Genomic DNA, 26,889 nt, shown 5'->3' with positions numbered 1-26,889 from the left:
AAACACCTTAAATAAAGGGTTTAAATAAATATATTACGCCACGTAGTGGCCTCAATAAAACTGCACAGCAGATTTATAAGGATTTGAAATGTTATCAATGAAAAATGTCAGCAAAATTTATCGTACCGACTTAATTGAAACCCACGCATTAAGCGATGTTAATTTAGAAGTTGCAGAAGGTGATTTTGTATCCGTTACAGGGCCTTCAGGTTCAGGTAAAACAACTTTTTTAAACCTAGCGGGTATGCTTGAAACCTTCGAACAAGGTGACTACTTTTTAGATGGTGTAAACGTTAAAGGCCTTAACGACAATCAACTATCACGTTTAAGAAATGAAAAGATTGGTTTTATTTTTCAGGGGTTTAATCTTATTTCAGATTTAAGTTTATACGACAATGTTGAAGTCCCTTTAATTTTTCGTGGTTTAAATAGAAGCGAGCGTAAAAAACGTATTGAGGAATCTCTAGAAATTGTAGGCCTAGCATCTCGTATGCATCACTTACCTAATCAACTCAGTGGTGGTCAACAACAAAGGGTTGCGATTGCTCGCGCTTTAGCAGGTAAACCACGCTTTTTGTTAGCCGATGAACCCACAGGAAATTTAGATTCTTTAATGGCACGCCAAGTCATGGATTTATTGCAAGATATCAATAAAAAAGGCACTACGATTATCATGGTAACCCATGATCCTGAACTTGCTAGGCGTGCTAATCGTAACATTCAAATTCTTGATGGCCAAGTAAGTGATATTCAGCAATCTCAATTAACAGATATGGCTGTTTAGGAGTATCAAATGAGTGAGTTACTAAAACAAGTTCTACATAGTTTAAAACATAAAAAAAATCTGAACGCCCTGATGGTGATTACTATTGCAATTGGCATTGCCTTAATGACCACTATGATGACGATTTCACTTCAACAGCAAAAAGTACCGTTACCGCATAAAAGTGAAAATGTGCAATTGATTATGTTAGATAACCGTGCTGCTGATGCGTTAGAGCAAGAAGCGTCTCGTATGCCAAGAACAACTTACAAAGATATCGAAAACATTTTTAATGCTCGATTAGCTGTTAACAGCCTAGTCAGAATATGGGAAACACAATTTATTGCTGAACCAGAAAATTTAACAGCAAGACCAATGAATTTATCTGCTAGTGCAACAAACTATCAACTTTTCAATCTTATGGAAATGCCATTTATTTATGGAGAACCTTGGAGTAAAGAAGCTGAATCAAGTTCACAAGCTGTCATTGTAATAGACAAAACGGTTAATGATGAACTCTTTGGTGGAGTAAACTCTGTTGGTAAACGTCTGTTAGTAAATAAAAAACCACTGACTGTAGTTGGTGTGATGGATATATCTGTTCATAACAGACGATTTCAAAATAGATATTTTAGCACCAGAGATAATGATCAAGCCTTTATTCCATATACTTTTGCATTAGATAATAATTTTAGGCGACGTGGCCAAGTTTTTTGTCCCGAATCACAAAGAGCCTTAAGCAGTACCTTTAGAACGCAAAATGTGGCTGGATTAAAAACATCTGAATGTGGCTTTGAAAATCTATGGGTTGAATTTTCTAACGCTGAACAGTCAGATGCTTTTTTTTCTTGGCTCACAGCTTATAGTCAAAAACAAAAAGAAGTAGGACGCTTTTTCCAAGAAAAAATCGTTTATGGTCAAACTATTAATCAGCTTATGACTGTGTATGGAAATGATACATGGATAAAAACTTTAGCCATGATGTCTTACCTATTATTTGCAGTATGTATTATTAATACTTCAGGAATTATGTTGGCAAAGTTTCAATCAAAGTCAAAATTAGTCAGCTTATACCGCGCCCTAGGTGCAACAAAAGCTTATATCGTAAAAATACATTTAATCGAAGTATTGTTTATTTCTCTCATAGGTATTTTAGTTGGTTTGTTACTTTCAAAATTTGGTTTAGAAATTATGTTCCATATTAGAAGATATCAATCTGATTATTTATCAGATCCTGTTCAGTTACGTGCAATTTATTCCATTGATTGGCTACTTATAGCTAAAACAGCAACTATCACAGTTTTCAGCGTCATTATCGCTGGTCTTTATCCAATATGGCGCATTAGTAATCTTGCTCCAGCTAGTCAATTACGAGGCACATAACATGGAAATTTTACATATATTAAAAATATTAAAGCGCTCTAAAGCCATCGCATTATTAATCATTTTACAAATTGCGATCACTTTAGCCATCGTGAGTAACTCAGTATTTATTACTGCTAACGTTCTAGATAACTGGTTAATTGAAGCTAATTTAGATGAACACGAAATCATCAATATTTGGACCACTGTATATGATGAAAACTTGGATAAACGCCAATTGTTAGAGGATGACCTAAAACGATTAACAAGTATAGACGGCGTAAATTTGGCGACACCAACAATAGAAAACGTACTTGAAAGAAGAAGATACTACAATCAAGTTTATAACTCTGTTGATGAAAATGCGGCGGCACATGAACTTGGGTTATTTGACACCAACTTAGATGGTCCAGCAGTCTTAGGCATAGAAATGATTTCAGGCAGAACGCTTGAGCCTCTAGATTTAATACAAGGCCATTATCTCGACGTACAACAAACGGCACCCAACGTACTTGTTAGTGAAGATATGGCTGAAAGCTTATTTCCTGACGGCAATGCTTTAGGCAGTACTTTTTATATAACCAGTGAAAGAGTGCCAGCAAAAATAGTCGGTATTTATAAAAATATCATGTTAGGAGAAATGGCTGTTTATGGGCAAGTTGAATACCACAGCGTTATTCGACCACAAGTGAAATATGGTCAAAATGCTCTATTCAATTATATGGTGCGTATCAATCCAAATATGGGTGAGGAAATTTTACAAAAGATTGAGGATGTTTTATATGAGCAACCAGGCAGATATGTGCAAGGGGTTGAATTTGCAGCGCGTGCTAAAAAACGCTTGTGGGATGGCCGTAGTAGCTTTGCCTTTACTATGTTGGGGATCAGTTTCATTGGCTTATGTATTACAGCCATGGGCATTGTTGGTTTGGTAACTTTTTCTGTATCATTACGAAAAAAAGAAATTGGTACTAAACGCGCTTTAGGTGCAACTAAAAGCCAAGTAATTAGATATTTCTTAATTGAAAATAGTATTTTAGCCTTTATGGGCATGGCCTTAGGCATTATTTTATCACTCTACCTAAACCTACTTTTAATTGACCGATTTAATATTAGTGGTTTAATACAGTTTGATTATTGCGTTTATATTGCCTGTTTTATTTGGTCAATATGTTTAATGGCTGTTTATTTTCCTGCAAGAAAAGCCGCGAATATCGCACCTGCAATTATCACACGTGGTTTAGCGTAAATAATTAGAATAATTTTTGAGGGGGAATCCCCTCAAAAAATTAAAACATAACAAGTATAGTTTTAATCTCGAATTTCCCATAAACGGATATACAGCTAATAAAAGTAAAAATAGCTAAAACAACAGTAATTAAAATAAGAATAACGCCATAAAGTGGCACCAATAGAAATGCGAAGCAGCTCTATAAAGGATTAACATGAACCCAAAAGTCTTAGTGATAGACGACAACCCAGATGTAATAAAAGCACTTAGAGTGCTTTTTATTTTAAACGATATTGAATGTATAGGTGCCGAATCCCCCGCTCAAGGGCTAAAGTGTTTAGCAGATCAAAAAATTGACTTAGTTATTCAAGATATGAACTTTAGCCAAGACACCATTTCAGGTGATGAAGGCAAAGTTTTATTTGGTCAAATACGCGAAGCATTTACTGATTTACCTGTTATTTTATTAACCGGTTGGGCAGATCTCGAAACAGCAGTGCAATTAGTAAAAGAAGGCGCAGCAGATTATTTGTCTAAACCTTGGAATGACGATAAAATTTTAGCCTCAGTACGAAATCTTATAGAGCTATCTCAGCTACAACAACAAGACTCTCGCCGTCGCACTCGTGTGCAAACCCGCTTACAAAAGCTACAACTGAAATATAACTTATGTAGTATGGCTTTTGCTGCTGAATCTATGTTGAGTTTATTGGAAATGGCAACGCAAGTCGCAGCTGCCCCTATCCCCGTTTTAATAACAGGCCCTAACGGTGCAGGTAAAGAAAAAATAGCAGAAGTCATTCAAGCGAATAGTGATTTAAAAAACAAACCTTTCATAAAAGTAAACGTAGGTGCCCTGCCCGCAGATTTATTAGAAGCTGAATTATTTGGTGCCGAGCAAGGTGCGTTTACAGGTGCAGGAAAACAGCGCATTGGCCGTTTTGAAGCAGCTGATGGCGGTACTTTATTTTTAGATGAAATAGGTAATTTATCTATTGAGGGTCAAAAAAAGCTATTACGCGTTTTACAAACTGGTGAATTTGAACGTTTAGGCAGTTCAAAAACCCAAAAAGTTACCGTTAGAGTGATCAGTGCAACCAACGAAAACCTCACAAAAGCCATTAAAAAAGGTCATTTTAGAGAAGATTTATATTACAGACTCAATGTGATTGAACTTGATTTACCCCCGCTAAACCAACGTAAAGAAGATATTAACGCGCTGATATCATTATTTATGGATGAAGGTAAGACCTTATCAAAAAGCGCTGAATCGTTAATACAAAACTATGATTGGCCAGGCAATGTAAGAGAGTTACAAAATGCCATTGCACGAGCATGTTTATTATGTGGCGATAATGAAATTCAGCCCGAACATTTAGGCATAAAACAGACTAAAAGTACTCGAAATGAAGCTGTCGAATATACAAAATCTGATATTGAAAAAGCATTAGAGCAACATCAAGGGGTTGTATCACAAGCTGCTAAAAGTTTAGGTTTAAGTCGCCAAGCCTTTTATCGCAGAATGGAAAAATTCGCCATTGAGCTAAATAAAAAATGATTAAAAAAATGACGCTTTCCGCGCGATTACTGAGTTTATTTTTTATTGCGTTATTAATACAAGCTTGCATTTATGTAAGCTTTTCCTACTTAGGCTTCCCCTTAATATTAGCGGTATTTATAGGATTGATAACTAGCTTTAGTTTGGTGTTTGTAGGCATTCAAAGCTTATTAAAACCAAGCCGAGATTTGATAAGCGCACTAACATCCGGGGTTTTAAGTTTTCAAGATAATGATTTTAGTGTGCAAATTCATAATGAGTTTAAAGGCGAATTAGGGCAATTAGTTAATGCCTATAACGCCTTAGCAAAAACCATGAAAAAAGAACGTATGAGCCTGTTTCAGCGTGAATTATTGCTCGATACTATAATGCAAAGTACACCTGTTTCAATCGTTTTAACCAATGAAAATGAACAGGTTGTTTATTCAAATTTAGTGGCGCAAAAGCTATTTAATGTAAAAGGAAAGTTAGAAGGGCTAACCTTTACAAACATTGTGAACCATCTTGATGATGAACTTAAAAGCAGTTGTTTAAACAAACAGTCAGGATTAATTACCTTAAATAAAGATGATAAAAAGCAGACCTATTATTTGTCTTGTCAACATTTTCAAATGAATATGCGTCAACATACTTTATATTTATTTAAAGATTTAACCACTGAGATTTCACGACAAGAAATTAACCTGTGGAAGAATGCAATTAGATTAATTTCTCACGAACTAAACAATTCATTAGCCCCAATTGCATCACTCACCTCATCAGCACTAAAAATACTCGATAAACCAGCCCACTTTGAGATGCTTCCTGATATATTAACAACCATTAACCGTCGCGCAGATAATTTAAAAGTATTTTTGGAACAATACGCCCAGTTTGCTCGCTTACCAGAGCCAACTAAAACAAGACAAAACCTCAAAATACTGCTCACTTCAGTGCAGCGTATTTATGATTTTAATTTATTAGGCGAATTGCCCAAAGTAGATGGTTATTTTGATGCAACTCAGATTGAACAAGTATTTATCAATTTATTAAAAAATGCGCATGAATCAGGTTGCGAGTTAAGCGAAATTGCACTTAAAGTCGTATTTGAAAATAACCGTTTAGTCTTTGCGTTAGTTGATAGAGGTAAAGGTATGCAAGCCTCACAACTTCAACAAGCTTTATTGCCTTTTTTTAGTACCAAAGAAAAAGGCACAGGTTTAGGTTTAAGTTTATGTAATGAAGTAATATCTGCCCACGATGGCCAATTAAAATTGGCCAATCGTGAGCAAGGTGGATTACTCGTTAAATTTGATGTGCCAGCTTGGGATAAAAGTAAACAAACTTAAATTTACCTTTGATCATCTCAATATAAATGCAAGATAAGTTTAAGCGGATTGAATAAACTTATCTTGTTGATTATTTTCGACTTTAATTATTTGCCCACTTTCCATATAGAGCAACTTATCTGCACAATCGAAATATTTATCATCATGACTAATAACAAAAACACATTTACCTCTGTTTTTGAGTTCTGGTAATAACTCTTTATAAAAAATATCTTTGAATACAGGATCTTGATCTGCAGCCCACTCATCAAAAATCACGAACGGTCTTTCTTCTAAGTAAGTAATAACTAAAGCTAGTCTTTTACGTTGTCCTTGAGAAAGAGATTGCGTACTAAAAGCACCATTTTGAATTTTTACCTTATGATTTAGATGTAACTTTTTAATTAGGCTATTACCATGTGCTTCTCTTTCTTCAGAGCTAGTTTCATCACATTCAAGTAAGCTTTCAAATAAATGAAAGTCAGAAAAAACTGCAGTAAATAGTTGACGATAATTATCTTGTTCAGCTTCAGAAACAACATTACCATCTAGATATATTTTACCAGATTCTGGGCGATATAAACCTGAAAGTAACTTGGCAAGCGAGGTTTTTCCACTGCCATTACCTCCAACCAAAATATTCACCTCACCAGGATTAAACTCTAAATCTATAGGCCCCAAAGTAAAAATATCATCTTTCACTTCTTGATAGTATGAATGGGTAACGCGGTTCAATTTGATTTGTTTAAAACTAGTCTTATCATGACTACTTTCAACGGAAGTTACTTCTTGATTAATTTCACTCGTTATTTCATCTATTCTCATAGCGGAAACTTTAGCTAAATTAGCTCTAGGCAAGTTAATTAATAAGACTTCAAGTGGTGTAACCATATACAAAATAACAAGAGAAAAACCTGTTATCGTTACCAATCTATCCGTTGATTCTCCAGCAAGAAAAAATAAAACAAGCCCTATAAAAGCATAAATTAAAAAGTTACCCCAACTAGATGAAATCACAAAAATAGACATACCTGTTGCACGTTGCTTTCTTACAGATTCTATAGATCCACCTAACAATTGCGCTTCAAAGTGCTGACGTTTTTTTCTATTAAGCTTAAGCTCTTTAGCCCCATCAATTAAGGAACGAAAGTAACCATATAATTTATCTTGTTCATGAGCTGAGTTATTTAAATATTTAATCGCTTTTAGATGTGCTAAATGATATCCCAATCCGCCTAATAAAAATGTACATAAAGCTACGATAAAAATAGTAAAAGATAAATATGCCATATAAGTTAAGCAGCCAATTACAACAACAGCATTAGTTATGATAACTGGTACACTTACAAAAAATTGAGCAACATTTGTACTGTGATCTGACAGTGCAGATTGGATTTTTGCCCCACCAATTTTTTCTAATTTTTCAAATGATGTACTGAGAATTTTATTACTAATAAAGTGTCTCATATTGGCATGTGCATTTTGGCTTAATTGCTCAAATAAAGTTTGAGACATCGCCCTTGCAAGAAAACCCAAAACAGCAAGTGCCGTAAAAGGTAAAATAAAAGATTGAAGTTCTTGTTGAGATGAAGCGCTTATCGCGCCATTTATTTGAGTTAATAACAACACACTACAAGCCCCCGATACAATGCCCGCCATGATTGCCATTACGAGTAAATTACGAGATCTCTGTATTAAAAATTTAAGCACATCTGATATCCAAAATATAATTTTAACTATTAGACGAAAATCTCACGCAATAATTTAACTAAAAATTCCCTTTACATTTATATCGTTCCTAAATGAAAATGCGCCTTTTAATTCTTAAAATGCATAACAATTACATTAATTTATCAAGCAAATTAAATTAATAACTAGGGTGCCTATATGCTAAATTGCCTCAGTTCTATATTCACAGGAGACTTGAAATCTCTAGCCACTCCTGTGATGAGTAATGTTGAAAATCACCACTGTGATATGAATTTAAATGAGCTCTTAGATAAATTACCTGTAATGATTGAAAAATATAAAGAACAACATTACAAAAACACCTGTATTTCAGTAGATGAAGTCGCACTAGTCTCTGCTTGGAGTTTAGATTATTTGTGGAAGATATTACCTTCAATTATCGTGGCATCATGTGTTTTAAAAAGATCTCTGCCTTTAAGTATTGAGAATATTAAAATACATATTAGCCCTTTAGGTACTATTGAAAATATCATGTTAACTGATGAAGGGATTGCAATTCCTCATAGTTCTACTCAACTGCGCTTTTCTCCATTAATTGAAGATCACTTAACGCCAATTTTCAAATCGTTAAATTATCAATTTAATGTCCCTGAAAAAATATTATGGGGCAACGCAGTGAGATACATAAAAAACATATTTAATACCTTAATTGAGCGCTTACCCTTAATAGAAGATATTAATTTAGATCAACAAACCTTATTAACAACAAAAAGGTTTGAAGACGGTAGTTATAACCCGCTTTATTTTAAAACTAGATATATAAAAACTGATAATGTTCAACATATGGCCCATAGTCAATGCTGTTTGTATTACAAATTACCAGATAATGACTATTGCGCCTTATGCCCTAGAAAAAACTTTAAATAATTATCAAAACTACAATTGAACCTCTTTTTTCTGAATTAGTGAGTAGAAATAACTACAAAATAAATTTTAAATTTTGGATTATATAAAACGTCATTATTAATATTCTTTTATTGCTTAATTTTAAATAGAAATTAACAGAACAAAGATCACGCTAATAAATAATGATTTTTAAAATTTGCCTAGTGTTAAATTTGGCTACGGTAGGTTTTGAATATATATACCGGATGGAAACACAACCATCCAATAATCAGGATATTAAAATGAAAATTTACGATTTAATTGGTATTGGTTTTGGACCATCTAATATCGCACTTGCGATTGCACTTGAAGAAAATGATCCTCAAAGCTTAAAAAATGTATGTTTCATTGAAAAACAAGCTAGCTTCGCTTGGCACAATGATATGATGCTAGAAAATGCACATATGCAAATTTCATTTTTAAAAGATCTTGTTTCTTTAAGAAATCCAAAAAGTCATTATAGCTTCATCAATTACCTTCATGAAAATAATCGCTTAGCTGATTTTATAAACCTAAAAACGTTTTATCCTAGTCGAACTGAATTCAATGATTATTTGAAATGGGCTGCAAGTCACTTCCATGACAACACTGCATATAGTGAAACTGTATTTGAAGTTATCCCACAATTAAATGACTTAAATAATGTCACGCATTTATTAGTTAAAAGCTATAACAGTGAAGGTAAAGTAGTAGAGCGTTTAACTAAAGACTTAGTTATTTCTGTAGGAGGCACAGCTAATGTGCCTGAAGAATTTAAAACATTCAAAAATGATCCGAGAATTATTCACTCAAGTAAATACTTATCTGAGATAAAACAAAATCACTTGGCCAATAAAGTTGCTGTGATAGGTGCAGGACAAAGTGCTGCAGAAATATTTATGGATCTCAACAGTCAGCATCACAAGCCTAGCATTGATTTAATCATGCGTGCTCGAGCTATAAAGCCTTCAGATAGCAGCCCTTACGTAAATGAAATTTTTAATGCTGAATTCACCGATTATGTTTTTGATAAAAACCAAGCAGAACGCCAAGCATTATTAGAAGAGTTTTGGCATACTAACTATGCAGCACCCGATCTTGAAGTTATTCAAAGTATCTACGATGTATTTTATCAACAAAAAGTGACTGGATCTGACCACCATAGTTTTTTACGCGGGCATCAAGTGAGTTCTGTTTTAGCAGATGAAAATGGCGTTCACATCATAGTAAAAGATTTAGATAATGGCACTACTTCGCAAAATACGTATGACACCGTTGTACTTGCAACTGGATACCAAAGACAACAACACCTGACATTGCTAGCACCTTTAGCCCAATATCTTAATGACTATAATGTAGACCGCACATACTGCATTAAAACTTCTGATAATTTTGAACCTAAAATTTATTTACAAGGCTCTTGTGAGAAAAGTCATGGCTTAAGTGATACTTTACTTTCTATTATGTCAGTCCGTAGTCACGAGATAGTTACGTCTCTGTCTAAATCTAGTGAGTTAGTAGATTAAAAAATATATCGTTGAATTTATTTAAGTACATCACGAATTTAAAACAGGCTGTATTTTAAATTATGAAAATACAGCCTTTATAAAAACTTTAAAAACGAAACTATTAACAAACATAAAAGCACCAGCGTCCATTGTTAATATCAAGTCATTTAGCACCAAACTTCATCAAGTTTATTAATTCTTCTCATGAAAAATACAATTTTGTATTTAGTATTCTTTTTACCTGATATAAAATACGAATGAAAACAATTATCACTTCCGGAGAGAGTATAGTGAATTTCAACAAACGTAGCCCAATGTTTAAAAAGTCTCATTTAGCAATCGCAATTGCTTTGAGTTCATCTTCAATGACCTCTATCGCTGAAGAAGAAACAAATAATAGTTATACTAAAGAAGTCTATTTAGAAAAAATAGAAGTAACAGGTAGCAGATTAGAGCAAGCTTCATCTGCGACAGGTATTTTATCTTCGATCAAAAATATCCCTCAATCTATCTCAGTATTAGACCGAGATTTACTTGATAGCTTTGGTGTTGAAAATGCGGCTGACGCTTTAAAACTAGCCCCAGGTATACATGTACAACAAGTTGAGTCTTCTCGTACATTTTTTAATGCGCGAGGCAATACAATCACTAACTTCCAATTTGATGGCGTACCTGTACATTTCGATAGCTTCTTTAGTGAAGCCGCTAAAGACTCTGTTTCTTTTGATCGAATTGAAATTGTACGTGGCGCTACGGGTCTATTATCAGGTATGGGTGAACCATCAGCCGCAGTAAACTTTATCCGTAAAAAACCTAAAAGTGATAATAATGGTTTCGTTAAGGCTTCAGTTGGCTCTTGGGATACATATAGAGTAGAAGCAGATCAATCTCTTGTTTTGGATGAATCTGGTGATATTAAAGCACGATTTGCAGGTGCTAAAGAGCAAGGTGAAAGTTATATAGATCTTGTTGAAAAGGACAACGTACAGCTATACGGCATAGTTTCTTACGATATAAGTGAAAATACTATTGCAAATATAGGTGGTGAGTACACAAAGAGTAGACCTAAAGGCAGTACTTGGGGCGGTTTACCTTTATGGCATACAGATGGCACAAATACTGATTTTGATGAAAGTCAAACGACTGGCGCTGAATGGACCCGATGGGATCGAGATACTTCAAGTGTTTTTGTCAACTTAACGCACTTTTTTGAAAACGACTGGAGCATCAGGGCTGAGATAGAAAATCGCGAAGACAGCATGGACGGTAAACTTATCTATATGACTGGCTTAGTACACGAACCTACAGGCTTAGGTATGCAAGCAACTAGTGTAACTAACTATATTAGTGATCGCGAATTACAATCTGCTCGTGTATTTGCCTCAGGTTCTTTTGAATTTCTTGAAAGAGAACATAAGCTAATGTTAGGTGCGATTCAAACTAAACAAGACATTTATGCATATTCGCATATCCCTTTAACTCCTATTGAAGTTGGTAGTTTTTATGAATGGGATGGCTCAGTTGAAGAACCAAGCTTTTCAGCTGAAAAATACGGTGAAAGTACTGATAAAGAAAAACAAACTGGAATTTATTTTGCTACTCAATTAAGTTTAACTGATGACTTAAATCTAACTTTAGGTAATAGACATACTAAATACGAATTAAACTCTGTAAAACAAACTGTTAATACTCCATATGCAGGTTTAGTTTATCAAGTGACAGATCAAGTTTCAGCATATTCTAGCTACACTGAAATCTTCAGCCCTCAATCAGCACGAGATATCAATAATAATTTATTAGATGCAATTATTGGTAACAATATAGAGTTAGGTATTAAAAGTAGCTTCTTAGATGATGCCATGGTAGTAACTGCTGCAATTTTTAAAGCAGAAAAAGATAATGTTGCACAACTAGATCCTAATGCGACAGAACCTTTACCTGGCGGTGCGTATCCAAGTATAGCTGTCAAAGGCACTAATCACAAAGGATATGAACTTGATGCAACAGGTAATTTAGCAGAAAACCTAACATTAAACTTTAGCTATAGCCATGTTAAATCTGAATATCCTGATGGTCGTGATTTCTCAACTCACTTACCTAAAGACCAAATAAAATTATCTTCTATCTATGATATCAATCATGCAACATCGGTTGGTCTAGTAGCTAACTGGCAAAGTAGCACAGTGACAATTTTACCTGATAATTTAAATCCATTAAAACCATTAGGTATTGATTTAAAAGCTGAACAAGATAGCTATACATTAGTTGATTTTATGGCTAAATACGAAATTAATGACAATCTAAAATTGCAACTAAATATCAATAACTTATTTGATAAAAAACACTATGCTAGTACACAGTGGTTCTACAGCGGCTACTACGGCGCACCAAGACATGCTAAATTGAGCATTAACTACGCTTGGTAATATATTTAAGTACACTTAAATAACAAAAAAGGGTATCAAATTAATTTGATACCCTTTTTTACTGTATTAAACATTTAATTCAATATTACTTAAAAAAGCTGATCAGTTCCTCACTTATTTGCTGTGCGCCTGCACCAGTCAACATAGTAAAGTGATCGCCATCAACCATTTGAAATGCCACTTTGTGTTTTAAGCTTTCATCGAGTGCAGACATATATAAAGGCAAATCAACATCGGTTTCCTTTGCTAAAATCATCAGAGGTTTAATACCTTCATCTGGTGTGACTTTATAAGTAAAAAATAACTCAGATTGAATATTGTAAACATGTTGGATCTTATCAATAAATGCCTTATCAACTGCTTTATTGAGTTTGATCTCATCCCTTAAAGTTTGCTTTGTTTTAGGTTTCACATAATTAGCTAAATCAAATATTGTATCTAGGAATACTAAATGCGCTTGATGACCCTCTTTTTTCAAGTATTTAACCATCTCAAGAGCGATTGCACCGCCATATGAGTGTCCTAAAATATAAAATGGACCGCTTGCTTGCTCCATATAAATATCATGTACAAATTGCTCAGCATTTTCGGTAATACTTGAAAAAGGTTTAGATTCATCAAGTATACCTCTATGGTGAAACGCCATAATGTTAAACTGATTTGCCAGTGGCGTTTGCGAAATTGTAGCAAAAGTATTTGCTAAGCCACCGACACCTGGCACACAGTAAATAGATAAGGCATTATCTTGATTATTATTAAGTTTTACCAAAGACCCTTGAGTACTTGGTTCATTTTCCATTGTCACTTTGCTTTTAATTTTACAAGTCATAATAAAATCAGACAAAGACTGAATAGTGTTATATTCAAATATCGCTTTTAACGGTAGCTCAAAGTTCAATATTTGACTGACTTTAGAAACTAACTGCATGCTTAATAATGAATGCCCACCTAATTCAAAAAAGCTAATATCTGTACTTAACTCAGCTGAATTTATATGAAGTATCTCAGCCCAAATAGCGACAAGTGCTTCTTCCGTTTTGTTAATAGGTTTGACTAGCGCTTTATTGTTCACTGACATCTCAGCACTAGGTAAAGCGCTTTTATCTATTTTTCCATTAGGCGTTAATGGCCAGTCTTCGACTGCAACAAATTTATTCGGGATCATATAATCAGGCAATGAGGCTTTTAATGATAACCTGAGTTCAGATACTAGCTCTTGCAGATCTTGTGCGCTGTTCAATTGAATATATGCGATTAATTCTTGCAAGCCACCAGCTTGTGCCTGCGCGATCACAAGTGCCGAATTAACCTGTTTTTGTAACGATAACTGATATTCAATTTCACCTAATTCAATTCTAAAGCCTCTAATTTTCACTTGATCATCTGTTCGCCCTATATATTCAAGCTCACCTTGATGATTCCAACTTGCTAAATCACCTGTTCGATATAAACGGCTACCCTGATCACAAAATGGGTTAGCTATAAACTTTTCAGCTGTTAAATCAGCTCTACCAAAATAACCTCGTGCTAAACCACCCGAGAAATATAATTCACCCACAACGCCAAATGGAACCTGGTTCAAATTGCTATCTAATACATAAGCTTTTCTATCACCAACAGCTTGACCTATAGGCATATAAGCTGACTTAAATTCATCTCCTTGAAAGTATTTTGAAATAGCGGGTGTAATGACAGTTTCTGTTGGGCCATAACCATTAATAATGCGTTTAGTCCCTAATGTTTTTTGAATAAAATCAAAAGCCTCTTTACTCATTGCCTCACCGCCAACGGTATAAGATCTCACAGCTAATTGAGCACCTTTAGTACCTACCATTTGCGCAAATTGATGTAAATAACTAGGTGTAAAACAGGCGATTGTTACCCCATATTGCTTCATTTTTTCAAAAGTCTGCTCTGGCGTCCAAATATCATTATCCCTAGGAAACAAAGTAGAACCAAAAACTAAAGGTGTCCAAATTCTTTCATGAGCACCATCAAAATTAATTGAGGCAAACTGTAACTCACAATCATCTGGTGTCATTTCATATTCTTGACCTATACATTGTATATGCATAGATAACGCTTTATGCGTTACAGCCACGGCTTTTGGTTTGCCTGTTGAGCCTGATGTATAAATTAAATACACTAAGTTATCACCAAATATACATCGCTGTGGATTTGCTTTATTCATTAAAGAAGTATCGAGTTGATCCATATTAATCAGAGTTTGTTGCTTTTCCATTTTTGGTAAAATAGATAAACTAGACTCAGTTAGAATCATTTTTAAATTAGCATCTTGAGCAATAAACTTTTGTCTATGTTCAGGGTAATTGGGATCTAATGGCACATAAGCCGCACCAGATTTCATAATTGCTAATAACGCGACTACCATGTTTAAAGATCGATTTAATGAAACGCCAATTCTATCTTCTAACTGTACACCTGAAGTAATTAAATAATGTGCTAGCTGATTGGCTTTATCATTAAGTTCTCTATATGTCATTGTTTGATCATTACAGATCAAGGCTATGCTTTGAGGTCTAATACAAGCTTGCTTTTCAAATAATTCAAACACATGTGCATCATCATCATGGACAAACTTATTAGCATTGAATTGATTTAACTTAAGATGTTCGCTTTTAGGTAAAACACTAAGCTGAGCAACATTAACATCAGATGACTTTAATGCTTGTAATAAATTCTTTAACGCTGTCAACATATATTCTGATATTGTTTTTATTTCAACGCTATCGTGAATATGGAAACACAATAAAAACTCATCAGACAAATCATCAACAGCTAAACCAAATGGGTAATTGGTTCTCTCTTGACCTGAAATAAACTTAAACAAAGGGTTCTGTTCATTTTCTTGTTTTTTCTTTGAATGACGATAATTCAAAACACCACTAAATAAAGGCACATCAGGTTGTAAACCACTACACCTTTGAGACTCTCCTAAGGATGTTTGCTCATAAGGAATTAATGCAATCAAATCACGAGAGATTTGTTCAATAAATGCTTTCGCCGATTTATTTAACTGAATACGGATAGGCAAGGTATTGATAAACATACCTAACATCGACTCTATATTATCTACCCCTTGTAAGCGTCCCGACATCACAGTACCAAAGACAAGATCACTTCGACATGAACAAGCACTTAACACCATAGCCCAAGCACCATGGAAGATCGCCGCAGTACTCAATTTCATGGTTTTAGAAATATTTCTTATGTCATCATTAAGTTCATTTGTTAATTGTAATTTTAACTCATTAATATCATCACCATTACCTCTTACATTTGATATACCAAAGGGTAATGTAGGTTCAGTAATATCACTTAATTGCGCTTTAAAAAATTGCGTTGCATCTAAGGTTTTTCCTTGCTCTTGAGTAAATGCAATAAACTCTCTATATGGCGCTGGTGTTGCTAATTCCTTATGACGACCTTTTTCAAACATAGCTAATTCATGTTGAATGATTTCTAAAGTAACATGATCAGAAATCAAGTGGTGTGCTTGTAATAGGACATAATATTTCCCAGTTTCAGGCACTTTAGCTACTTTAATACACATTAAAGGTGCTAACTCTATCTCTAACCATTGATTCTTAGGCTCAGTTAAAACTTGCATCTCATCAAGAATATTCACCCCTTGCGGGAAATCTAATTCAGTAACAGGAAGTGCTACCTGCTTTAGGACAACCTGAACAGCTTGTTCTCTATCTCGCCATAAAATTGCTGTACGCAATACATCATGTCGATTAATAATAAACTTAAATCCATCCATAAATGCTTTTAAAGCTTCATCATTAGCTATTTCAAATAAGTTAGGCGTCACATAGGGATCACTTTTTAATGATTCGCTTACACCATGTATAAATAAGACGCCTTCTTGTAACGGGGCTAATGGATAGATATCTTGTATATTCTTCATTCCGCCAGGAACTTGACTGGCAATCTGATTTATCTCTGTTTGAGATAAAGAAATAAGTGGCAACATAGATGGCGTAATAAAATCACAGCTTCCTGGTACTTTAGTACCAATTACTTTATTACTGCGCTCATTTGTTGAAACGCCTTTAACCAAACGCTTGGCGATATCAGCTAAGTCACTGGCATTAAATAACTCAGCAATTGCTGACTCATAACCTAACTTGTTCAATTTTGAAGACAATTCCATTAATAATAATGAATGTCCACCTAATTCAAAAAAGTTTGCTTTTGTAGATATGTTTTCAGCTTCAATTGAAAATAATTGGGCACATATTGATATAACATCTTTCTCAGCTTGTGTTGTAGCAGGCACATACTCGTCTTGCGCGAGTGAAAGATCAAAATCAGGTAAAGATTTCTTATCTATTTTTCCATTAGGAGTTAACGGCCACTCCTCAATTAAAACAAATGCCGATGGCATCATATGACTAGGCAATTGTGAAGATAAGTCTTCTTTTATGGCCTCTATCGTCGTTTGTGAATGCACCATTAACTCAGCACTTACTTTTGCATAACCAACAAGTTGATTGATTCCTGTTGGCATTGTTTTAGCCATAATAAGTGCGGAGTCAACTAATTCATGCTGACTGAGTTTATGTTCGATTTCGCCCAATTCAATTCTAAATCCTCGTATTTTAACTTGATCGTCTATACGACCAAAATACTCTAATAACCCTTGTTCATTGAATCTTGCGATATCACCTGTACGATATAATCGGGAACCTTTATCACAAAAAGGATTCGCAATAAATTTTTCAGCTGTCAGCTCGGGACGTCCATAATACCCTCTAGCTAAACCACCAGAGAAATATAACTCGCCTGTTACGCCTACAGGTAATAAGTTTAAGTTTGCATCTAATATTAATGCTTCTCGATCTCCTACCGCATTGCCTATTGGCATATAAGCAGTTTCAAAAGTATCAGTTAAATGGTATTTTGAGATTGCAGGTGTAATTACGGTTTCAGTGGGCCCATAACCGTTTATGATGCGAGCTGGAGATAAGGTTTTTTGAACATAGTCAAAAGCATCCTTACTCATAGCTTCTCCGCCAACCGTATAAGACCTAATTGGCAGCGCCGCACCTTTTTCTCCAATAGTTTGAGCAAATTGATGTAAATAGCTAGGTGTAAAACAAGCGATTGTTACACCAAATTCAGCTATTTTTTCATAAGTTTGTTCTGGCGACCAAACTTCATTATCTCTAGGCATTAATGTGGAACCAAAAGCCAGAGGTGTCCAGATCCTTTCATGAGCACCATCAAAACTGATAGAAGCAAATTGTAATTCGCAATCATCTTCAGTCATACCATATTCTTTTCCAATACATTGAATATGCATAGATAATTGATCATGCGAAACTGCCACAGCTTTAGGTAATCCTGTAGATCCTGATGTATAAATTAAATAAACTAAATTATCAGGAAAAATCTTACTATTGACATTAAACGTCGGATAATAAGTTAAATCTAATTTATCTATGTTGATGCGTTCAATAGATTCCATCGCAGTACAAGCTAAGTCACTCTCTGTTAGTAATAACTTAACACCACTATCTGAGATAATATATTCTTGACGTTGTTTTGGATATGCAGGATCGATAGGTACATAAGTATTCCCTGATTTCATAATTGCTAACAAAGCAATAATCATATCTACAGAACGATTTACACATACACCAACTCTATCTTCTAAGCATGCGCCTTTTTCTCTTAAAAAGTGCGCTAAACGATTCGCGCGTTCGTTTAATTCTTTATAAGTTAATTGTTTATTTTGACATATTAAGGCAATTGCATCTGGGGTTGATTTAACTTGCTGCTCAATTAATTGGTGAACATGTGAGCCTTTATCATATTCTAATTGTGTTAAGCCTTTTTTAGCTAATTTCAAGCCCACTTCATCAGAAGCTAAAGCCAAATCTATTAACTCAACTTGTGGCATCATATTATTCAAATTGCTTTCTAGGCTTGTAAAAATATGAAGAAAGTCAGAATTAATTTTTTCAATATGCGCTTTAGTAAAAATTGACTGATCAAAAATCCAATTGATCACACCTTTAGAGTTCGTCAGTAATATTTCTATTGAAATATCAAATTTAGCACTCACGGTTTCTATTTCTAAAGGCGACAAAGTAATATCATGTAATGAGTGCGCTATATCCTTACCATTAGACAAATCAGTTTTCATGTTTAACATAATTTGAAATAAAGGTGTAAAGGCTTGCTCCCTCGGAATATTTAAATGTTCAACTAACTCTTCAAAAGGCACATCTTGATTTGATTGTGCATCTAAATGTAACTGTCTAAGATCAGAAAAGTAATTAGCAAAACTTGTATGATCTGTGTTTGCTCTCAAAACCAAGGTATTGGCAAAAAAACCAATCAAAGGAGCCAAATCAGCTTGCTGCCTATTCGCAATTGGCGTACCAATAACTATGTCGCTCTGATTACTGTGTCTAGATAGCGTTAATGCTAAAACCCCATGCATAAGCATAAAAGGAGTTAAGCGATATTGCTTTGCTAGCGCTTGAATTGACGCTAATTGCGCTGAAGGTAAATGAGATGAAACTGTTTGACCTATATGTTGTTTTATTTTACTTCTGGACATATCTAAAGGTATTTGATGACATGAGGGCACGCCATCAAGTTGTTGCTTCCAGTATGCAAGCTGATCAGATGTTTCTTGATTATTTTGCCAATGAGCATAATCACTATACTGAATTGCCAATTCAGGTAATGGGCTCTCAATCGATTTGGCAAAAGCACTGTATAAACTAAAGAATTCTTTTTGCAATACATCTATAGACCAACCATCCGAAGCAATATGATGCATCACTAACAATAAAATACCTTTAGATCGGTTGCTATCAGCACTTAAATCTATATAGCTAGCTCGGATCATTAAATCACTTTTTAAATTAAATGATTTTTGGACCTCGCTTTTGATTAATTCACTGCTTGCCTGAGTGTTTTGACTACCAGGTAAAGTATATTCTGCAGTTTTAAATTGCCATGAATTTAAAACTTGGAAATCACCATTTGAATTACTTTTAGGATAAACAGTGCGAAGCACTGCATGTCTTTTGATGATTTCATCAAAAACGCTATTTACTAATGTTAAATCCAATTTCCCATCAATTTTTAACCCACAAACTATGTTGTACTCTGAAGAACTTGATTGGAGTTTATCGATAAATAACAAACGTTTTTGGGCAGAAGATAAAGTTTTTATATCTGCATTTACTTTTTCAATTTTATTTTCTTTATGATTTTTTTGCGTTGAAAATTGATTTGCTAATAAAGTAATTAACTCATTTTTATTGGCTTTTAATAAAGATTTTATTTCAGAAGTCATAGCGCCAACAGGCGCCTTAAATTTCAATTTGCCCTGTTCAAGGTAAAGATTAATGCCTTTCCCTAAAACTAACTCTAATACTGCACTTGGAGTCATTATATTTCACCTTCTTCAACAACATCTAAATCATCTAAATATGCTTGCGACGCATTATATTTCTCAGTTAATTGCTCATGCGCAAGCATTTGAGCCATTTGTGCCAAATCCCTCATATTAAATAGTGACTTTAATTCGACACCTGCATATTCAAAGCCATCCATAGTTTTTATTTGAGTCAATAAACGCGCAACCAATAAAGAATGCCCCCCTAAATCAAAAAAGTTGTCATTAATACTGATTTGATTGACAGGTTGATCTAGTAACTCAGCCCATATATTTGCTAATGTGATTTCTAATTCACTGCTTGGCTTAACATAAGCTTCTTTGATATTGCTGGTATTTAATTTAACCAATGACTTTTTATCCAGCTTGCCATTTGGTGTAAGTGGCCATTGAGAAATCTGAGTATATGAATTGGGCACCATATAATGAGGTAATACACTTGCTAACACAGCTTTTATTTCACCAAAATCATAAACATCCTCTTCATTGCTAGATGTTCTTGATAAGGTTTCTTCAAATTGGATATATGCAACGAGATGAGCATCGCCATTAGCATTATTTTGCACTAAGACAACAGATGAATTAACCTCTTCTAATTGATTTAATTGAAATTCAATCTCAGCAAGTTCAATTCTAAATCCACGAACTTTTACCTGTTCATCAGCACGGCCTATAAAAGCGAAGTTGCCACAAGGTAGTTTTTTAACTAAATCACCGGTTTTATATAAACGTACTGCTACACTGCTATTGGTAAACTGATGATTTATAAAGCGCTCATCAGTACGAGTTTGATCCATTAAGTAACCTCGAGTAACCCCTTGACCGCCTATATATAATTCTCCGACGGTACCATCTGGTACTAACTGATTATGCTGATTCAAAATATAAAACTGGGTATTTTGAATTGGCTTGCCAATATCAACACTGTCTTTTGAATTTAACGCACTTATTGATGACCAAACTGTTGTTTCTGTTGGACCATACATGTTAAATACAGTTACTTTATCTAAATTTACTAACTCATTTTTCAGGCTGTTGCTTAGCGGCTCCCCCCCTGATAACAAAGTGACTGGATGACTTGGCTGCCACCCTATTGTTGTTAACATTTTCCAAGTTGCAGGTGTCGCTTGTATTAAATTCACATTAAATTGTGCTACTAACTTAGAAATTTCATCTGCATTTTGTGACTGAGATTTATCACTAAAAATTAAAGCCGCACCACTTATTAAAGGTAAGAAAACTTCAAGAGTATGAATATCAAAAGATAAAGATGTTAAGCCTAAAACACTATCACCTGATTTAAGCTCAAATTTATTTTTCATAGCGCTTATAAAATTAATAAATTGAGCATGCTCAACCATGACGCCTTTAGGTGTACCTGTGGATCCTGAAGTATAAATAACATAAGCTAAATTTTTAGGGTTTAATCCAGATAACACCAAATCAAGGTTCGCTTTACTCAGCACATTAGAATCAAATTCAGATGTAAATATTTCTCCCATATCATTAAGCAAGACAGACTTTTGCCCATTAAGGGGTAGTTGAGCTAATAATTTTTCTTGAGTTAAGACCACAGTTAATTGACCATGAGTCAACATGTGCTCTACTCTAGATGATGGATAATCAGGATCGATTGGTACATATGCACCTCCAGCTTTTAGCACAGCTAACACAGCTACAACTGTAGATATAGATCTTTCTAAGCACACCCCAATACGCATATCTGGTTGAATCTTATATTGGTTCAATAAATGATGCGCTAATTGATTGGCTCTTTCATTGAGTGTTTGATAACTAATACGATACTCACCAAATACTAAAGCTGTGAGATCTGGCGTACATGCTACTTGTTGTTCAAATAATTGATGGATGCACGCAGAGTTATCTAGCCTAACTTCAAGCCCCTGAGAATCACATAATTGACGATTAACTTCTTCTGGAGGCAAGATAGTTAACGAATTCACGGCAACTAAGTCCTCTGAAATTAAAGCATCAACTAAATTGGTTATAGCGGTATGCATATAACTTTCAATTTGACGAAGATTAATTTGTTCTGCTATTTGAAAATTAAATGAGAATTCATCACCAAAATCATCGACCGATAAACTTATTGGATAATGAGTGCGATCATGTCCTGATAAATATTTGAAAAACGTATCATCTTGAGTACTTTGACTAGCGTTTACATTTAACTGCTGTGAATGACGGTAATTTAAAACAGCATTAAATAGCGGTGTGTCATTATGTACATTGGCACAACGTTGAGCTTGAGCTAATGAAGTTTGTTCATATGGTATTAAAGACAAAAGGTTATGATGCACTGTTTTTAGGAATGATGTGACATCTTGATTATTTAAATCAATACGTAAAGGTAACGTATTAATAAACATACCGACCATTTTGTCTATCTGGGTTACCCCTTGTAATCGCCCAGACAAAACAGTACCAAAGACAACTTTATCAACACCACTACAAGCGCCTATCACCATAGCCCACGCACCATGAAACAAAGCAGCTGGTGTTAGCTGGTGTTGCTGACAAACTTGCCTTATTTTATTATTTAGTTGAGCATCTAAAGCCACTCTAGATTCAATGATCTTACTTTGACTCTTACCATCGATAATTAAGTTAAACGCTAAACTAGGCGCATCAATATCAGTTAACTTTTGAGTAAAGTAATCTAAGGCATCTTGTTGTTTATCTTGCAGTAATGTGTATTTAATAAAATGACGATACTCAGGTGCTGGTAATAATATATCTGATTTACCCAGAGCAAATAACTTCAACTCTTGCTGAATAATTTCCAAAGTAACATGATCAGCAATAAGATGATGAGATTTTAGCAAGGCATAATAGCGTTCTGTTTTAGGATCAAAAGCAACTGTTAAATTCAATAAAGGCGCTGTTTCTATATCAAACCATAACTTTTCACTATCGCTAAGTGCTAATATTTCATCCTTAACATTCCTAGTATCATCAAATTGTATGTGTTCAACTTTTAATTGTGCTTGCTTTAATACAACTTGAAAAGCTTGGCTGTTATTACGCCACATGATTGCAGTTCTTAATGCATCGTGTCTGCTAATTACAAAATTTAAACCTTTGATAAAAGTTGATAGGTCTTGTTCGTTTTTAAGCTCAAAAATACTAGGGGAAATAAAAGGGTCTGCTTGTTTTGCTTCACTTAGTTTATGTATAAACAATATACCTTCTTGCAGCGGCGCCAATGGATATATATCTTGAATATTTGCCATGCCGCCAGGCAACCTATTTGATATAGCAATAATTTCATCTTGTGATAAAGCAGCTAAATCTATCATTTGTGGTGTAACACAATCACAAATATCAGGTATTTTACTCGAAATATCTTCTTGATTTATTTCAGTATTATCAACCAACAACTTAGCCATTTGCTGTAAATTTTCAGCTTTAAATAGCTCACTTATTGAAACATCAAAACCTTTGGCTTTTAAACTCGCGTTTAACTTCATTATTAATAAAGAGTGTCCGCCCCATTCAAAAAAGTTTGCACTTAGGCTTAATTCACTGCTATCAATATTGAGTAATTGTGAGCAAACCTCAACAATTAACGCCTCTTGCTGTGTACTTGGAGCAATAAAACGATTTAGTTCATCAGCTAAATCAGGCTCAGGTAAAGATTTTTTATCTATTTTTCCATTAATAGTTAATGGCCAATTTGTAATCGCCACTAAGTGTTGCGGCAACATATAATCTGGTAAAACTTGCTTTAAATATGCTTTTAATAATTTAATATTTTCGCTGTTTTCATTAACTGATTTAAATTTAATATATGCCTGTAAATACATTGTTTTTGATGGCGATACTTTTGTTAAAACAATCACAGAGTCAACTTCAGGATATTTCGCTATTTGCTGCTCTATTTCACCTAATTCAATGCGAAACCCTCTAATTTTAACTTGTTCATCAGTACGACCAATAAACTGGAGTTCTCCATTAGGTAAATAACGAACTAAATCGCCTGTTTTATATAAAACACTGCAATTATCGACACCACATTCTTTACTATATGGATTATCAATAAACTTTTCTTTTGTTAATTTAGGGTTATTTAAGTAACCTCGGGCTAAACTATCTCCCCCTATATAAAGCTCACCAACAGCACCAAGTGGCGCTAAAGTACCATCAAAGTTAAAGATATATAAATAAGTATTATATAAGGCTTTACCGATAGAGATCGGGCTATTAGGTGTTAATTTTGCATATGAGGCACACACAGTTGTTTCAGACGGACCATATGCGTTATACATTGCATAGGATGCACTCCAAGTATTCGCCACATTGGCATCACATGCTTCCCCAGCTACTATCAAAGCTTTAAAGCTATAATTATTATCAAAATCTAAACACGATAACAAAGCTGGCGGTAATGTCGCATGTGTAACATGTTTTTCTTTCAGTAATGTCTGCAGTAATAAATTTGATTGTTTTTCTTCTTGGCTACATACATACAAGCCAGCACCATTAGTAAATGCCATTATCCATTCAAATGTTGCGGCATCAAAACTAATGGATGCAAATTGCAATACGCGACTATCAGCTGACACATCAAATGATTTTTTCTGGCTATGCGCTAAATTGACAGCACCACGATGCGCTAATAACACACCTTTTGGCTGGCCTGTTGAGCCAGAAGTGTAAATAACATATGCTAAATGCGACGACTCTAATTTTATTGAAGCCGGTAGAATATTCTCATTAGAAGATAAGCTTATGTCATGCTTTATCACTTCATCATCGATGCATAATGTATTAAAAGCACTTAACGCTAAGCGAGTTTCTATGCATTTTTGTGTAATAATTACACTCGGGTTAGCATCAGCTAAAATATAATCTACTCGAGATTTTGGATATTCAGGATCTATCGGTATATAAGCTGCGCCTGATTTTAGTATGGCTAATATAGCAATCACCATATCAATTGAGCGTTCAATACTTAGTGCGACTAATGAATCAGGTGAAATATCGTATCTTTCGCGTATAAAGTGAGCTAACTGATTAGCACTATGGTTAAGTTGACTATAGCTCAATGATTGATTTTCAAATACGATCGCTGTGCTATCTGGCCGCGCCAAAACGTGTTCTTCAAATAATTCATGAATACAGACTGATGCGTCATAAGCGACAGCTGGATTATTTGACAGATTTAATAAGCTATTGATTTCTTTTTTATTTAATAAAGATACGTCAGAAACTGGGAATTCACTTAATTCTTGTTTATTTAGATCTGTCTCTAGTTTTGAAAATTCTTCTAATACTTGGCATAAGTGATCGCTCATCAAGCGAATATGTTGCTCACTGAAAATTGATTTATCATATACCCACTTTATTTGAGCACCTTGCTCTGTAATCTTGATATCTATATCTAAGTCAAATCTCGCTACAACTGTATCAAATTTATATTCAGATAAGCTGCAATCCTTTAAAGGCACTTTAGCCCCAGTAGTGGACAACTGATTACTTGCAGTTAAGACTATTTGAAACAAAGGATTGTATGCTGTACTTCGAGTAACATTTAATCTTTCTACCAATTGCTCAAATGGTACGTCTTGATGAGATTGTGACGATAAATTTACATCTCTTATATGATTAAAATAATCAAGTAGTCTATTATGGGAAGTATTTAGGCGTAAAACTAAAGTACTAGCGAAGAAACCAACGAGTGATTCCAGTTCAATAAACTCTCTGTTTGCAATAGGCGTACCTATCACAATATCACTGTTATTGCTGTGCTTTGATAAAACAAGGGCTAATGCACCATGAGATAACATAAATGGCGTTAGTTTATGCGCTTTAGCTAAACTCAACAATTTAATAGCTATGTCTGAGTTTAATGTCTGAGTAATTTCTCCGCCATGATATTGTTTTTTTTCTGGTCTTTGAAAGTCCAAAGGTAAACTATGGATAGCTGGTACATCTTCTAAGTGCGCTTCCCAATATTTAAATTGAGATTCTAATTGATCACTATTATATTTTTGTTGTTGCCAAGCGGCATAATCACCGTATTGCAGTTGCATTGCATTGAGCTGACTTTCTTCATCTTTAGAAAATGACTCATATAAAGACACTAGCTCTTTTTTAAGTATTTGCTGTGACCATCCATCAGCAGCGATATGGTGCATATTAAAAACTAATACGCCTTCATTAGACATGTGTAAATAACTCACCCTGATCATAAGATCTGAAGTTAAATCAAAAGGTGAATAAGTTTCTTCTTTGAGTATCTTCTCTAGTTTTTCTTGTTGTAGATTTTCATTAAAACTTGTTAAATCATATTCTTTAATACTAAATTCAAATTTTTCCAAAATAATTTGAATTGGGCCATCTTCTGTATTTTTATATACAGTACGTAAAATTTCATGGCGCTGGATTATTTCATTAATGGCTTTTTGCAAAATAGAAAGTGAGACCTTGCCTTCTATTTTAAAAGCGACAGCTGAATTATATTCAGCTGAATTGCCTTGAAGTTGTTCAATTAACCACATTCGGTTTTGTGAAAATGACAGTGGATATTGAGTTTGTTTAAGCGAAGGTATTTGTAAGTTTACTGCATCATCTAGATCGTCACCTAAAACCATTTTTAACATTTCAGGATCAAATTCCGATAGTAAATCATCAATCATTTTTGCACCATC

General features: G+C 34.4%; 11 protein-coding genes. 8 read left to right on the top strand and 3 right to left on the bottom strand.

The features are described 5' to 3' along the window. Positions 1-88 precede the first annotated feature (88 nt). From PSA_RS06080 to PSA_RS06060, 5 genes are all read left to right on the top strand, one after another. Positions 89-784, top strand: coding sequence for an ABC transporter ATP-binding protein (locus tag PSA_RS06080; protein WP_042146524.1), 696 nt, complete (start codon positions 89-91; stop codon positions 782-784). A 9-nt stretch (positions 785-793) separates the two neighbouring features. Then, on the top strand, positions 794-2,146 hold the full coding sequence (locus PSA_RS06075; protein WP_042146522.1) for an ABC transporter permease: 1,353 nt from the start codon (positions 794-796) through the stop codon (positions 2,144-2,146). A 1-nt stretch (position 2,147) separates the two neighbouring features. Next, positions 2,148-3,374 (top strand): ABC transporter permease, encoded by a 1,227-nt coding sequence (locus tag PSA_RS06070; protein ID WP_042146520.1) that lies wholly within the window; start codon positions 2,148-2,150, stop codon positions 3,372-3,374. Positions 3,375-3,570: 196 nt separating this feature from the next. Continuing rightward, positions 3,571-4,914, top strand: coding sequence for a sigma-54 dependent transcriptional regulator (locus PSA_RS06065; protein ID WP_042146519.1), 1,344 nt, complete (start codon positions 3,571-3,573; stop codon positions 4,912-4,914). An 8-nt stretch (positions 4,915-4,922) separates the two neighbouring features. Next, entirely contained in the window at positions 4,923-6,242 is a 1,320-nt protein-coding gene (locus PSA_RS06060) for a PAS domain-containing sensor histidine kinase (protein ID WP_042146579.1), read from the top strand. A 39-nt stretch (positions 6,243-6,281) separates the two neighbouring features. Here the strand turns inward: PSA_RS06060 and PSA_RS06055 are convergent, their stop codons facing one another. Next, on the bottom strand, positions 6,282-7,931 hold the full coding sequence (locus PSA_RS06055) for a cyclic peptide export ABC transporter (RefSeq protein WP_042146517.1): 1,650 nt from the start codon (positions 7,929-7,931) through the stop codon (positions 6,282-6,284). A gap of 177 nt (positions 7,932-8,108) precedes the next feature. Between PSA_RS06055 and fhuF the strand changes: the two genes are divergently transcribed. The 3 genes from fhuF (at position 8,109) to PSA_RS06040 (ending at position 12,768) form a co-directional block, all read left to right on the top strand. Further along, positions 8,109-8,837, top strand: coding sequence for a siderophore-iron reductase FhuF (gene fhuF, locus PSA_RS06050; protein WP_082305641.1), 729 nt, complete (start codon positions 8,109-8,111; stop codon positions 8,835-8,837). Between the two features lie 260 nt (positions 8,838-9,097). Continuing rightward, positions 9,098-10,360: a lysine N(6)-hydroxylase/L-ornithine N(5)-oxygenase family protein gene (locus PSA_RS06045; protein ID WP_042146511.1), complete on the top strand. Its 1,263-nt coding sequence runs from the start codon at positions 9,098-9,100 to the stop codon at positions 10,358-10,360. A gap of 272 nt (positions 10,361-10,632) precedes the next feature. Further along, positions 10,633-12,768, top strand: coding sequence for a TonB-dependent siderophore receptor (locus PSA_RS06040; RefSeq protein ID WP_193216522.1), 2,136 nt, complete (start codon positions 10,633-10,635; stop codon positions 12,766-12,768). A gap of 85 nt (positions 12,769-12,853) precedes the next feature. Here the strand turns inward: PSA_RS06040 and PSA_RS06035 are convergent, their stop codons facing one another. Both PSA_RS06035 and PSA_RS06030 read right to left on the bottom strand, forming a co-directional pair. Then, on the bottom strand, positions 12,854-20,209 hold the full coding sequence (locus PSA_RS06035) for a non-ribosomal peptide synthetase (protein ID WP_042146507.1): 7,356 nt from the start codon (positions 20,207-20,209) through the stop codon (positions 12,854-12,856). Further along, a complete protein-coding gene (locus PSA_RS06030; RefSeq protein WP_052380037.1) occupies positions 20,209-26,877 on the bottom strand; it encodes a non-ribosomal peptide synthetase in 6,669 nt (2,222 codons plus the stop codon). Before PSA_RS06030 ends, PSA_RS06035 begins: the two co-directional genes overlap by 1 nt. Positions 26,878-26,889 lie beyond the last annotated feature (12 nt).

This window comes from Pseudoalteromonas sp. '520P1 No. 423', assembly GCF_001269985.1.
Taxonomy (GTDB): domain Bacteria; phylum Pseudomonadota; class Gammaproteobacteria; order Enterobacterales; family Alteromonadaceae; genus Pseudoalteromonas.
Note: the sequence above shows the minus strand (reverse complement) of the source record. Positions and strands in the feature narration are given on the sequence as shown.